At 38.4% G+C, this 14,089-nt stretch carries 8 protein-coding genes and 1 pseudogene; 7 read left to right on the plus strand and 2 right to left on the minus strand.

The genetic code is table 11. The annotated features are described in order from the left end of the window. The first annotated feature begins 958 nt into the window (after positions 1-958). Complete coding sequence (gene fsa, locus ACFILH_RS03210; RefSeq protein ID WP_273790517.1) at positions 959-1,612, plus strand: fructose-6-phosphate aldolase; 654 nt, start codon at positions 959-961, stop codon at positions 1,610-1,612. On the opposite strand, the gene lptE is transcribed toward fsa, so the two are convergent. Further along, positions 1,609-2,217, minus strand: coding sequence for an LPS assembly lipoprotein LptE (gene lptE / locus ACFILH_RS03215; RefSeq protein WP_375637557.1), 609 nt, complete (start codon positions 2,215-2,217; stop codon positions 1,609-1,611). The genes fsa and lptE overlap by 4 nt on opposite strands. Beyond that, a complete protein-coding gene (gene leuS / locus ACFILH_RS03220; protein WP_375666872.1) occupies positions 2,204-4,846 on the minus strand; it encodes a leucine--tRNA ligase in 2,643 nt (880 codons plus the stop codon). Before leuS ends, lptE begins: the two co-directional genes overlap by 14 nt. 165 nt (positions 4,847-5,011) lie before the next feature. Here leuS and ACFILH_RS03225 point away from each other — a divergent pair, with 165 nt between their 5' ends. The 6 genes and pseudogenes from ACFILH_RS03225 to ACFILH_RS03250 form a co-directional block, all read left to right on the plus strand. After that, on the plus strand, positions 5,012-5,701 hold the full coding sequence (locus ACFILH_RS03225; RefSeq protein WP_375667349.1) for a YggS family pyridoxal phosphate-dependent enzyme: 690 nt from the start codon (positions 5,012-5,014) through the stop codon (positions 5,699-5,701). 1,781 nt (positions 5,702-7,482) lie between these two features. Continuing rightward, the gene (gene acs, locus ACFILH_RS03230) at positions 7,483-9,426 is read left to right on the plus strand and encodes an acetate--CoA ligase (RefSeq protein WP_375637556.1); all 1,944 of its coding nucleotides are present in this window, start codon (positions 7,483-7,485) and stop codon (positions 9,424-9,426) included. A gap of 535 nt (positions 9,427-9,961) precedes the next feature. Next, positions 9,962-10,621 (plus strand): cell division ATP-binding protein FtsE, encoded by a 660-nt coding sequence (gene ftsE, locus ACFILH_RS03235; protein WP_273723097.1) that lies wholly within the window; start codon positions 9,962-9,964, stop codon positions 10,619-10,621. Then, the gene (locus ACFILH_RS03240; RefSeq protein WP_273790524.1) at positions 10,614-11,567 is read left to right on the plus strand and encodes an ABC transporter permease; all 954 of its coding nucleotides are present in this window, start codon (positions 10,614-10,616) and stop codon (positions 11,565-11,567) included. The genes ftsE and ACFILH_RS03240 overlap by 8 nt, the downstream gene beginning before the upstream one ends. A gap of 4 nt (positions 11,568-11,571) precedes the next feature. Next, positions 11,572-12,237, plus strand: a complete 666-nt coding sequence (locus tag ACFILH_RS03245; RefSeq protein WP_375667351.1) for a YdcF family protein — start codon at positions 11,572-11,574, stop codon at positions 12,235-12,237. A gap of 1,241 nt (positions 12,238-13,478) precedes the next feature. Then, a pseudogene (locus tag ACFILH_RS03250) lies at positions 13,479-13,701 on the plus strand (Arm DNA-binding domain-containing protein); the annotation flags it as partial. Positions 13,702-14,089 lie beyond the last annotated feature (388 nt).

Here is a 14,089-nt window from a genome sequence, read left to right on the forward strand (position 1 = left end):
TAACAAAAAACTCTATAGCAAAAAAACAGCACTATTCTTCTGTGTAAATAAAACGCATCACTATTAAGCATTCAACATGCTATCGGTTAAGTGCATCCTTCAACAAAGCTATCCCATAGTATGACCTCTTCCCAACGCACACGTTTATTTTTTTACCGCCTCATATCTCAATTTATCTTCAACAAACTGATTTATAAAGATATAATCATCATTTTACCTATTGTAATAAAAACCCTCAATACGATGATTTTTTTTCATTTCAAACCCATCGAGGAACATTTGTAAATCCTTATTGATGAAAAAGTATCCCATGATTTTAATTATAAGGAGAATAATATTGCAAATGGAGCCGTTACAATATTCACCTTGGCTTTGTGCCAAAAAGTGAAAACACGTGTATACATTTTTCAGCTTGATTGAAAATCAAGCAACAATACAAGCAGCACAAAAGCGTATTTTTGAAGAATGGGGAAAACAGAATAAATCAATGTAATTGACCATAAAAAAACCCTTCATGCGTAAAATTTTACAGGCGTTCTTCAACAGTGTTTTACGACAAAATAAATCCATCCGCTTTCATCAAAAACAAAGTTAAACATACCCCCTAAAAAAGGAAGGTATCTTATGATGCACTCTCAAATATCAAGAGCAATCGCAAATAGGAAATGAGCAAAGTGTTTGATAATGCTAGCTTATTTCCATAAATATAAAAACACCGCTACGCAAAGATGCCAATACGCAAAAATGTTGGTACGCAATGAATTCTATGCCTTATCACGAGCAACACTATGAAATGGGTGTGGAAACGATAAATCATATTTCTTTACCGAAAACGGATACATGATTAACACCATAGCATTCTTGTTCTTTACACAGATATTAATTCTTTCTCTTGCTTTTGCAGTCAACAATAGCGCATAACAAAAAATAGGATAAAGCTAAAAAAAAGAGGTTAGAGATGAAATTTTTTGTGGATAGCGCCAATATTGAAGAAATTCAAGAGTTACAGAATTTAAGCCTTGTTGATGGTGTTACCACCAATCCCTCTCTTATCCTAAAATCAGGACGCAATATTCTTGATGTTACAAAAGAAATTTGTGCTCTCGTTAGCGGACCTGTTTCTGCTGAAGTTGCAGCAACGGAATTTGAAAGCATCATGAAAGAAGCAGCTGTTTTAGCAAAGGTTGCCGACAATATTTGTATCAAGCTTCCTTTAACACTCGATGGATTAAAAGCCTGTAAAGCTCTCACAGCAGCAGGACTAAAAACAAATCTCACACTTTGTTTTTCTGCCAATCAAGCCTTACTTGCCGCCAAAGCAGGCGCAACATTCGTTTCACCTTTTATTGGTAGACTTGATGATTGTGGAAATGATGGAAGTGAACTGCTTCATGAAATTCGCACAATTTATGATAACTATAACTTTGAAACACAAATCTTGGCCGCTTCAATCCGCACCGTTAATCATGTCAAAGAAGCAGCACTAAGCGGTGCTGACGTTGCAACAGTTCCACCAGCAATCTTAAAAGCACTAGTCAAACATCCTCTCACCGACAAAGGGTTGCAAATATTCCTCGACGACTGGAAAAAAACAGGACAAAATATTGCTTAATGTCTAGAAATTTTATTGGAAAGATCTTTTGAAAGTAACAAAAAGATCTGTTCAGCCAACTCTTCCGCAACACGTTTTTTTGCATCTTCTTCTGCTTGCAGCGTTGCATATTCTTGACGAAGTTGCTCAAAAGATGCATTCATCATTGCTGTTCCTTTTGCAACAAGAGTATTTTTCATATCCTGCAAAGTATAAGAAGCTCTGCTCATAACAGTTCCAACAGAAGGTCGTCCCTTTCTCTTTTTCTCGAAATCAACCTCTATCTGCATAGATTCTCTTGTAAAGACGGATATCTGCAATGCTAATTTATAAGTAGGTAGAGAAGGTTTAGCACCATTTCCATACAAAAGAAAAAGCAGATGATTGCGCACCATTTGACCAAAACGATCCGAAGGTTCTTCCACAACAATAGAAGCAAGCTTTTGCGCTAACCCCAAAGAAGCTTGTCCAGAAGGGTATCCAGAAGCAGGATTCCCATAAGAAGCAGAATCCATTGTCATTGCACTCTGCAACTCTTGACGGTAAAGCGGTTCAACTTTGCATCCACACAACAGTGTGAATACACCAGCTAAAATGACAAGAATAGAACTTCTAAAAAACGACATTCACAATCCTTTGTGGAACAACAATGATTTTTTTCACAGGCTTTTCAACCAGTTGCGCCTTTACAAAATCTAACGCCAAAACCGCTTCTTTAATCATCACCTCATCAGCAGTTGCTGCAACGCTCACCTCACCGCGTTTTTTACCATTAATTTGTACTGGCAAAGTATAGCATTCCGCAACGGTTAACGCACGATCATAAACAGGCCAAGCAAGCGCAGACATTAAAGTTTTTCCTCCTAAAGCAGCATGACATTCTTCTGCTAAATGGGGCATCATGGGTGCAATCATGGCAAGAAAAAAATCCATAGCTTGACGTAAAGAAGCTTTCATTTCATCGTCAACACTTTCTATCCTATTTAACAACGGTGCCATAATATTCAAGAATTCATAAAGGCGTGCAATAGCCCGATTAAAAGCGAATTTTTCCAAATCATCTTCTACAGCGCAAAGCGTGCGATGTGCGACCTTTGAGAGTTCCAAAGCCGCCCCCTGATGCCCTGCACAAGGCGCCACATCCTTTAAAATAGAAGCACTCACAGCCACATGGCGCCAAACACGCTGTACAAAGCGATGTGCACCTTCAACACCAGATTCTGTCCAAATGACATCCCGCTCGGGAGGAGAATCTGACAACACAAACCAACGCACAGTATCAGCGCCATAAGATGCAATAATATCATCAGGATCAACGACATTCTTTTTTGATTTTGACATTTTCTCAATCAAACCAATCGTCACTTCACTTTGATCGGTTAATTTATAAGCACACCGCTTTCCATCTTTTTCAACAATCGAAATTTCTGCTGGAGAAACCCACCCTTGATCATCCCGATAGGTTTCATGCACCACCATCCCTTGGGTAAAAAGCCCCTTAAAAGGCTCATCTACCGTCACATGACCGACCAATTTCATAGCACGCATAAAAAAGCGCGCATAAAGAAGATGCAAAATGGCATGCTCAATTCCACCAATATATTGTTGCACAGGCAACCATTCAGCTGTTGCTTGTTTGTCAACAGGTTCCTGTGCAAAAGGAGCCGTAAAGCGTGCATAATACCAAGAAGAGTCAACAAATGTGTCCATGGTATCGGTTTCGCGTTTGGCAGGTTGACCACAGGAAGGACAAGTAACATTCTGCCACCTTTCATGTCGTGCAAGAGGATTTCCTGGTTGATCAAAAGTAACATCATCAGGCAACACAACCGGTAAATTGGCACGTGGAACAGGAACAACCCCACAAGTTGTACAATGGATCATCGGAATGGGACACCCCCAATAACGTTGACGCGAAATCCCCCAATCACGCAAACGAAATTGCACTGTTTTCTTCCCTTGCGGTTGCCCATTGAGCATTTGTTTTTCAAGCTTTTTAGCAGCTTCTTCAAAAGCTTGTTGGGGTGTTAAACCATCCAAAAAACTGGAATTGATCATCACCCCATCACCCGTATAAGCTGTTTCAGTAATAACAAAATCTTCTGCTTGCTCTCCTTTTGGCAAAACCACGGGTTTTATTGGAAGATCATATTTACGCGCAAAATCAAAATCTCTCTGATCATGAGCCGGACAACCAAAAACAACCCCTGTTCCATAATCCATGAGCACAAAATTAGCGATATAAACAGGAATATGTACTGTTGAATCGAAAGGATGAACAGCCAAAAGGGGCGTGAGAAACCCTTGTTTTTCAGCTGTTTCAAGTGCTGCTGTTGTCGTTCCACCACACCGACAATTTTCAATAAAAGCACTCAACGCTTTGTCTTTTTTTGCCAAAGCTTGTGCAATAGGATGATCAACAGACAGAGCCAAAAAGGAAGCGCCAAACAGTGTATCAGGACGTGTTGAATAACAAACAACCTCATCAAATTTATCACAAACATCATCAGCATCACCCGCCGACTTTAAAGCCCAACGAATCAACAAACCTTGTGATTTTCCAATCCAGTTTTTTTGCATGGTGCGAACTTTTTCCGGCCATTGGTTCAGCTCTTCAAGCCCTGCCAAGAGATCTTCACTAAAGTCGCTAATTTTGAAAAACCACTGCGTCAACTCACGTTGTTCCACCAACGCACCAGAACGCCATCCCCGCCCATCAACAACCTGTTCATTGGCCAAAACAGTATGATCAACAGGGTCCCAATTCACCTTAGCCACTTTACGTGCTACCAACCCCTTTTGATAGAAATCAAGGAACAACATTTGTTGGCGGTGGTAATATTCCACATCACAAGTTGCAAATTCACGCGCCCAATCGAGTGAGAGTCCTAATTGTTTTAATTGCCCGCGCATGACCGCAATATTTTGATAGGTCCAAGTTTTAGGATGCACTTTACTTTGCAGAGCAGCATTTTCAGCTGGCATACCAAAAGCATCCCACCCCATGGGATGAAGCACATTAAAACCCTTTGCCCTTTTATAGCGTGCCACCACATCCCCCATGGCATAATTGCGCACATGCCCCATGTGAATACGGCCAGAAGGATAAGGAAACATTTCTAAAACATAATATTTTTCACGAGCATCTTCTTGAAGAGTCTGAAAAATTTTCTTTTCATCCCAAATTTCTTGCCATTTTTTTTCTCTCGCACGTGGATTATAGCGTTCGCCTATATTATAATGTCCAATTGTCATTCCCATTATACTCTTTTAATAAAACAGAACCAAAAACTTGTTTTATTATGCTTGACCATGGATTAACCTCATCGTCAACATTTTCGTGAAATATTTCCCTAAGTATTTTATAAAACTTTAAAAAAAACGACCAACTCTTGAACAAAAAAGGTAAAGCACAAAAATATGAATACACAAACGCCCCTCGATGCCCCTTCCGTTGAAGCATGGCAAAACCTTCAAAAAGACATTGCAGCAATATGCCAAGAGCTACAACGCCCTGTAGAAGAAATTGAACTTATCGCTGTTTCAAAAACTGTTTCTGCTATTGATATACGACCCCTTTTGCAAGCAGGTCAATCTTTGTTTGCAGAAAACCGCGTACAAGAAGCAGCACAAAAATGGCCTGCTTTACGTCAACAATTTGAAAATATTAAACTTCATCTCATCGGTCCCCTACAATCAAATAAAACAGCAGAGGCGATCAAACTTTTTGATGTTATTCAAACGGTTGACCGTGAAAAAATAGCCAAAAGCTTAGCTGAAGAAATGGAAAAACAAAAAAGGCATCTTCCTTGCTATGTTCAGGTTAACATTGGCTTAGAACCGCAAAAAAGTGGTATCGCACCACAAGAAGTGATCCCTTTTGTCAACCAATGCAAAAACAACTATGGACTTGATATCATCGGACTTATGGGCATTCCCCCTGTCGATGAAAACCCCGGCCCCTATTTCGCACTGTTAGCAAAATTAGCAAAACAAGCAGGTCTTCCAAAGCTTTCCATGGGCATGTCCAGTGACTTCAAAACCGCTCTACAGTTTGGCTCTAATGTCCTTCGCATTGGCTCTGCTTTATTTGGAAAACGCCCTGTTTAAAGCAATTTCCTCTCATATAAATTCATTCCCCCTTCATATAAATTCCCATTGAAAATTCTACGAACAAACCAAAAACAGCAGAAATGAGAAAAAATATTTCCTTCAATATCAATAAAAGAGCAATTCTAGCAAAAAAGATTCCAGTCCCTCTTTCATCCTGTTAGCAAAAAAGCTGGTCTTCTCAAATTTCTCATCGGCACATACAATAGCTTCAAGATAGCATTGCAATTTGGCTCTCATATTCTCGCACATTAGCTCTACTTTACTCCCCTCTGACCGCCTCTCCAGCAAAAGCAACGTAAAAAATAAATCCTTATATAAAGGCAAAATGATAAGAGGGGCGTTGCGCATGAATGAAAAAACTGTCGCGAAATAAATAATTACAAAAGAATATTTAATAAGATCATCGCAATGATTTCCATTAAAAACCACGAATTCTCTTAACTTCCCCAACACGCGCACACAATTTCCCCATATGCCAATGGTGTAAAGTAGATAAAAAAAGCTTATGGCTGCATAATACAGTAACAAAACTCTTTCATGTAAGTCACTTGAGCAAAATAAACATCTCAAATACCCAATAGAGCGCCAAGAACCGCGCTAAACAACATGAATAGCAATCTATAAGGTCAACGATAGCATAGAGGCTTTCCATGCTCTACAAAGCGTAAAATACAGTCAATATTCGCCTGAAAAATAAAAGAACTAATCCCAAGCATATGCGCATAATACATGCACGCAAAACAATGGAAATGAGAACGATTTCAATAACGATATTCCTTTATCATTATTCCTTTGTCGATCTCGTAAACAAAGAGAAAAACTTCAACTTTTCATATGCCTAATTTTTCTAATTTTAAACTTTAATTAAGGAAAAACAGGGGATATTTCTTATATTTTAAAATATTGCAAATAATATTATTATCTTCTTAAGAATAAGATTTCATGTATACATAGTATAGATATTATTTATACAGTATTTTTATTGTTATTTTTAAAATTTATCTTTGAAATTTTTCTAAAAATACATGATATACATTTGAAATGTATCATTATGATACTACTTTTAATGTAGATAATTAAGGAGAATTAATATTTTTGGTTCATGCAGCACATTCGGTCATATAGCGACAAAGATATCTCTCTGAAGTTAAATAATTTTGTAAGTATATTTGTAAGAATATACCAAATTAAATATCTACATCTGTGGATAAAATAATTTTCAGAGATATCTATTGTGGATCACATCTTATAATCAGAATTTTTTTATAATGAATATTTGTTATGAAATCGTAAGAATGTTTTGTATTCTCATTGTCTTTATCCCTATTATATGCTATTGGTTTTTAAAAATGGTAGTTACATTTGGAAAGTAACTATAAAATAAACTTTATATACAGTAATTCTTTTCATTATTTTTGATATTTTGGTTTAATTAATTATTAATGAACTTATTCTTATTTGAATAAGGGAATACAAAATAAAAAACATTTAAAGCGATAATCAATAAAGCACCTTCATCTCCCTTTTTATATGATATTTTTTAATGCCTTTGTGCGTTTATAAAAGGCTCTATACCGCAATAGACTTTGCCACATTTAAATATCCTAAAAGCATAAAATACCTTTTTAAGAAAAACGTATCAGATTTAAAAATTGACTATTCTAATCTTTGTCATTTAGTCTAACCTCACAATGAAAAGCTTTTGGGAAAACTCTGCCACAAATATAACCATACAAAAATACAGAGGCAGATTTTCAAAACAATAAAAAGAGGGAAACATGACTGAAAAAATCTATCCAGTATCAGAAGAGATCAAAAAAAATACTTTACTCGATGAGGAAACTTATCAACAATGGTATCGAGAAAGCATCGATGATCCAGAAAGCTTCTGGGCAAAACATGGTCAACGCATTGAATGGTTTAAACCTTTTACAAAAGTAAAAAACACTTCTTTTAACGGAGATGTCTCCATTCAATGGTACGAAGATGGGATAACAAATGTTACCTATAATTGCATTGATCGCCACCTGAAAATCCATGGAGACAAAATCGCGCTCATTTGGGAAGGAGATAATCCTTATCATGATAAAAAAATAACCTATAACGAGCTTTATGAACATGTTTGTCGTTTTGCTAATCTTTTGAAAAGCCGTGGCATTAAGAAAGGCGATAAAGTAACCATTTATCTCCCCATGGTACCCGAAGCAGCCTATGCTATGCTTGCTTGTGCTCGCATTGGAGCTATTCATTCGGTTATTTTTGCTGGCTTTTCTGCTGAGGCAATAGCAGGACGCCTTGTCGATTGTGAATCAACCTTCATTATTACCGCTGATCAAGGCTTGCGTGGCAGCAAACGGATCAACTTAAAAGACAATGTTGATCATGCCATTGAGATAGCCGCGCGCCAAAACGTGCAGGTGGACCAAGTCATGGTTATACGGCGAACTTGTGGACCCATTCAATGGGTAGAGGGGCGTGATTTTTGGTACCACGAAGAGATAGCTCATGCCAAAACAGCTTGTCCACCAGAACCAATGAATGCTGAAGATCCACTTTTTATTCTTTATACTTCAGGCTCAACAGGCAAACCTAAAGGTGTTTTGCATACCACAGCGGGCTATCTTGTTTTTGCCTCGATGACTCACCAATATGTTTTTGATTACCACCCCAATGAAGTTTACTGGTGCACGGCTGACATTGGTTGGATAACCGGTCATTCTTACTTGGTTTATGGACCTTTATGCAATGGTGCGACCACTTTAATGTTTGAAGGCACACCAACCTTTCCTGACAAAGGCAGATTCTGGGAAATTGTCGACAAACACCAAGTCAATACGCTCTATACAGCACCAACAGCTATCCGCGCCTTAATGGGAGCAGGAAATTCGTTTGTTGAACACTCAAACAGAACATCGTTGCGTCTTTTAGGCACGGTAGGAGAACCGATTAATCCAGAAGCATGGGAATGGTTTTATCATATAATTGGAAATGACCGTTGTCCGATTCTCGATACATGGTGGCAAACGGAAACAGGAGGGCATATGATCACGCCCTTGCCCGGTGCAACACCCCTCAAAGCAGGATCGGCCACACGTCCTTTTTTTGGTGTTCAACCCCAAATTGTTGATGCCCAAGGCAATGTTTTAGAAGGTGAAGCAGAAGGCAATCTTTGTATCAGTGATTCATGGCCCGGACAAATGCGCACACTTTATAAGGATCATGAACGCTTTATTCAAACTTATTTTTCCTCCTATAAAGGAAAATATTTTTCAGGCGATAGCTGTAGGCGCGATAGCGACGGTTATTATTGGATCACAGGACGAGTTGATGACATTCTCAATGTCTCGGGGCACAGGTTAGGAACTGCTGAAATTGAATCAGCTCTTGTTTCTCATCCCGCTGTATCAGAAGCAGCTATTGTGGGTTACCCGCATCCCATTAAAGGACAAGGAATTTATAGTTTTGTGACTCTCATGGAAGGAACAGAGCCAAGTGAAGAATTGCAAAAAGACCTTATCAAGCATGTGAGACAAGAAATAGGCTCTATTGCCATATTGGATAAAATTCAGTTTGCTCCGCAGCTTCCCAAAACACGATCAGGGAAAATTATGAGACGTATTTTACGAAAAATCGCTGAAAACGATTTTGATACTCTCGGAGATATTTCAACCCTTGCCGAACCACAAGTTGTTGAAGATCTGATTGCCAACCGACAAAACTAAAAAACACGACGCAATACAACATACGGTGGTTTTTGTTTTTTTTGCTAAAATTATCTCAGCATTATTACGAAAACCACCAAGGAGAATAAAAAACAAAACAATGCATGAGAAGCTCAATCATTCTAACAACAAACGCTTTTTTTCATAACAGGTAAGAAATAATTTAAGCAAAAACCTCAAGATTGGGATGCGAACAAGAATAAGAAAGTAAGATAAAAAGAGCAACATAGCTTTTTAAAATCACCCAATGTCCACTCAATGCAAAAAAAGCCTCTGAGTAAGAAGGAAAAATAGTTCTGATGTTTATGCTAGAATCCCTTTGAAATTCCTGCTAAAATCATAAATAAAGCTAAAAAAAGAAAGTATAAGTGATAATATTCTTGAGCAAAAATATTTATCGATAACGAGGGTGTATAAAAAATATTGAAAACCATGAAATCTAAAATAAACAAGCTTACAACAAAAATCTAAAGCAATGAAAGTAAGAGTTCTTAGAATAAATGATGCAATATAAAATCAGGAGTAATAATAAAAAGTGATTCATTTTGAAAATGTCGGCCTACGCTATGGAATGGGCCCTGAGGTCCTTCGTGATATTAGCTTTCATATTCCTCCTGGATCATTTCAATTTCTCACAGGTGCCTCTGGAGCAGGGAAAACGTCGCTGATGCGTCTTATGTTTTTGGCACTCAAACCCACCCGCGGTCATATTGATCTCTTTGGAACAGACACAGCATTACTCAAACGACAAGAGCTCCCTGCGCTGCGACAACGTATCGGTGTGGTTTTTCAAGATTTTCGTTTACTCGACCACATGACCACTTATGAAAATGTCTCCTTACCTTTACGCATTAAAGGACAAGAAGAAGCAACCTATCGCAGTGAAGTGGAAGATCTTCTCTGTTGGGTAGGTCTTGGAGATCATATTCATGTTTTACCACCGGTTCTTTCCGGTGGGGAAAAACAAAGGGTAGCCATTGCACGCGCACTCATTGATCAACCTGAAATTCTACTTGCCGATGAACCCACTGGAAATGTCGATCCGCCCTTGGCAAAACGCCTCCTCCGTTTGTTTATTGAATTAAACCGTTTTGGAACGGCTGTTATCATTGCCACCCATGATATTGCCTTAATGGAACAAGTTGCAGCACGGCGTATGCTTCTCCATAACGGACGGATGACGATTCATGAATAAGTCTTTCCCCATTTTTACAAGCAATAAAAAAAATACAACAGCGATTATTCCCAGTGGTAATATTTCTGGAAAAGCATTGGTTGCCGTAATTGCTATTATGACATTTCTTTCAAGCCTCACCTTAATCGGTGTTGATTTAGTCCAACATGCTGCCCAAAATTGGAGTAATCAGATTAGCTATGAAGCAACAATACAAATACGTCCCATTGACAATGTTGATATCAACAAAGCACTCCGTGATGCCGTACAATTGGTTAAAACATTTTCTGGTGTACAAGATGCAAAAATTGTTGACCAAAAAGCTACAGAAAAGTTACTGGAGCCATGGCTTGGAACAGGCTTCAATGTCAATGAACTACCCCTTCCCCGCCTCATCATTGTGACCCTGAATGGGGATGAAAAAATCAATTTTGCAGCCATTAATCACGCCATTAAAACCCAAATTCCAGGAGGTCAATTTGATGATCACCGTGTTTGGGTTCATCGTTTTGCGACCATGGCACACACCACTGTTTTCATTGGTTTTTCAATTTTAGCATTGGTTCTAGGTTCTCTTATCCTCACCATCATTTTTGCCACCCGCAATGCATTGGCAGAAAATACACATATTATCAATGTCTTATATTTCCTTGGTACTGAAACTCTTTTCATTGCTCGCCAATTTGACTGGCATTTTTTTAAAACCGCGCTGCGTGGTTCTTTATATGGTGGTCTTACAAGCATATTTCTGTTTTCAGCCTTTTGTCTCTGGACGAATTATAACTTGGGAAGAGTAGAAGCTAGCCAAATAACAGCTTTGTTTGGACATCTTTCCATAAGTTCCATTCCTTACGGAAAAATCATTTTTCTTATTATTTTCGTTTCTTTTCTTACCACCCTTACAAACCGCATGACTATTTTAACACAACTGAAAAAAATCGATCAATGTGAAAACGGTTTATTTTAATTTTATGACTCACAACACTTACAACTCATTGACGCAAAACAATTTAGAACGTCCTCTTCCAAAACGGCTCCACTATAGTTGGTCTCCCCGCTTTTTATTTCGCTATTTTCCACCGACAACCCTTACTCTTTCAATCATTGTTTTCATTTTCTGGAGCGGTTTTATCATTTTTTCTGAAAAAACTGAACGACTTTCTCCCCCACAGCCTCTCCCCAAAGCTGATGCCATCATTGTGCTGACAGGCGGAGAAAACCGAATAGAGACAGGACTTAATCTCTTACAAAGGGGGTTTGGTTCACGTCTCCTCATCAGTGGTGTAAATACCACAACCAACCTGAAAAGTCTCATGCATAACATGCATATTACCCGACGGCTTATCTCCTGTTGTATTGACATCGGGCATCAAGCGATTAACACCAGAGGAAATGCTAAAGAAAGCGCCGATTGGATCAAAAAACACCACTATAAAACCCTTTATATCGTCACCCATGATTACCATGTGTGGCGCTCGATGCGAGAACTTAAATATTTAATGCCTGATATCCATTTCATTGCCTATCCTGTTAAAAAGCACAATGCTGAAAGCGCAATACAACAGATCAATCAAATCCGCATTCTCATATTCCAATATATTAAAACGCTCCAAGTCTATATCAGAACCGCATTCTAATCTTTATCCTTCTGACTTTTTAAAAACCTTGCCATCTTCTGACCTCTTCATACCTTTCTCTCATACTCTTCCACAAGAGGTTGCTTCTATAAAAGCTCGACAGAGCTACCTTCATACAACACAGAACACCCCACAATACATGTATCACTGTATTGCACATTCACCCAAAACATCTCTTACATCCCAAACATATCTCACAGCACGGGATCTGTACATGCCATCTCAATATATAAGCTCTTGTAAATAGAGCCCCCAGACAACTATAAGATCTTCAGACTTGTTATAGAGATCTATTTATACCACCGTCTTTACGCTTCATAAAAATGCAAACCACCCCACCCTATATTTTGCCGCCCCCAAGTATTACGATAGCTCAAGCCTCTTGGGATGATTGGTAAGAGGCATGCATTACGCCTTTCTTAAACACGAACATACCAACCTCGTATGACATGCAAAAAAATACTTTTAATAGATTTAAAATGAGAAAATTTATGATAGTTAGATTTCTCATTCAACAGAGAGAATGTTAAACTATCATTATAAGTCAATATATTAGTAACAATCTCTTATTCTAAAAAGCATCTTCTTAAGAGCATTTTAGATCACAGATAGGAATAAGCTCAAAACGCACACCGCTACAAATACCCCACGTTTTTTATCGCAATCTTTTTTGAAATCATTTCGCTCTCTAAGATCACTTTTTATCTGGTTTCCTCCCAGAAAAAGAACGAAAATTTGTAAACTCTATTGATCTGTAAACAATAATAACTCAGCTTCTTGTCTAACGCGTTCCACCTGCTCACTTCAATATCAGAACACCTCAAAAGACAGATTTCATAAGAATTGTGATTTCCTCTCAACATCTCAAAGGACGATGATTCCTATCAGCAACGATTTGTAAACAGTTCACTTTCTCTGGACAGGTTCCTCTCAGCTTCCCCATTTATATGGTTTACTCACATAAAGCTCGACAAGAAAACCCCTGCCTGAGAATATTCATCACTGCCGCTAAAGCTCATGCGTCATAATTTTAGTGACCTCACTGCCTAAGGTGCTTTATTACATACAACATATTGATTTATAATGAAATTTTATTACGCTACAACTTGAATGAGAGCTCTCAATATCATCAGATTCTCTCATTTCAAATCTGTTCTCTATTGAATCAATCAAAACCACCCGCTTGCACATCACAAGCGGGATGAGTGTGTGGATAAAAACTGTACAAGAAATGACTAAAAATGGCTCTTATGAACCGTCTTAATGCAAGGTCTATCGCAACACCCACGAGCTGGCAAATATAATGATGGTGCCGGCTTGTTACTTCATAAGCGTAAAGATGGAGGTGCTCAATGGATTTACCGTTGTACCATTCACGAGCGCCGTCGTGAAATGGGATTGGGTGCCTTAAGAGATGTCTCTTTAAAACAAGCCCGTGAATGTGCAAACCAATGGCGCTCTGTATCGGACTTGTAGCAGGAGGAAGAATAACCACCATACCAACTAGACATACCATTGCTCATCACTAGCGCCATTATGTTCTTTAGCAGCATAACTGCAGCTTGGTATTACGATGTTCTCTTACTTCATCTCACACCTGCTGAATATGAGCTTATTCTTTTTCAATAAATGAAAGCCCTTTTCATTCATACATCATTCAAAATAAGAAGCTATCCGCCTCTCAAACTTTTTGTCTTCCTCACCAAAACCATTAAATCAAACCCGCGTTTCACGGTATTAGTTCTTAAGATCACGCCCCCTACCGAGTATCTGACGGCATCCTTACCCTAGAAACTCAAATGGCTTGTTTATCCTTCAGCTCCAAAATCATGAGATAAGGCAGAAAAAAGCG

Source organism: Bartonella sp. CL435QHHD, assembly GCF_042195095.1.
GTDB lineage: Bacteria > Pseudomonadota > Alphaproteobacteria > Rhizobiales > Rhizobiaceae > Bartonella.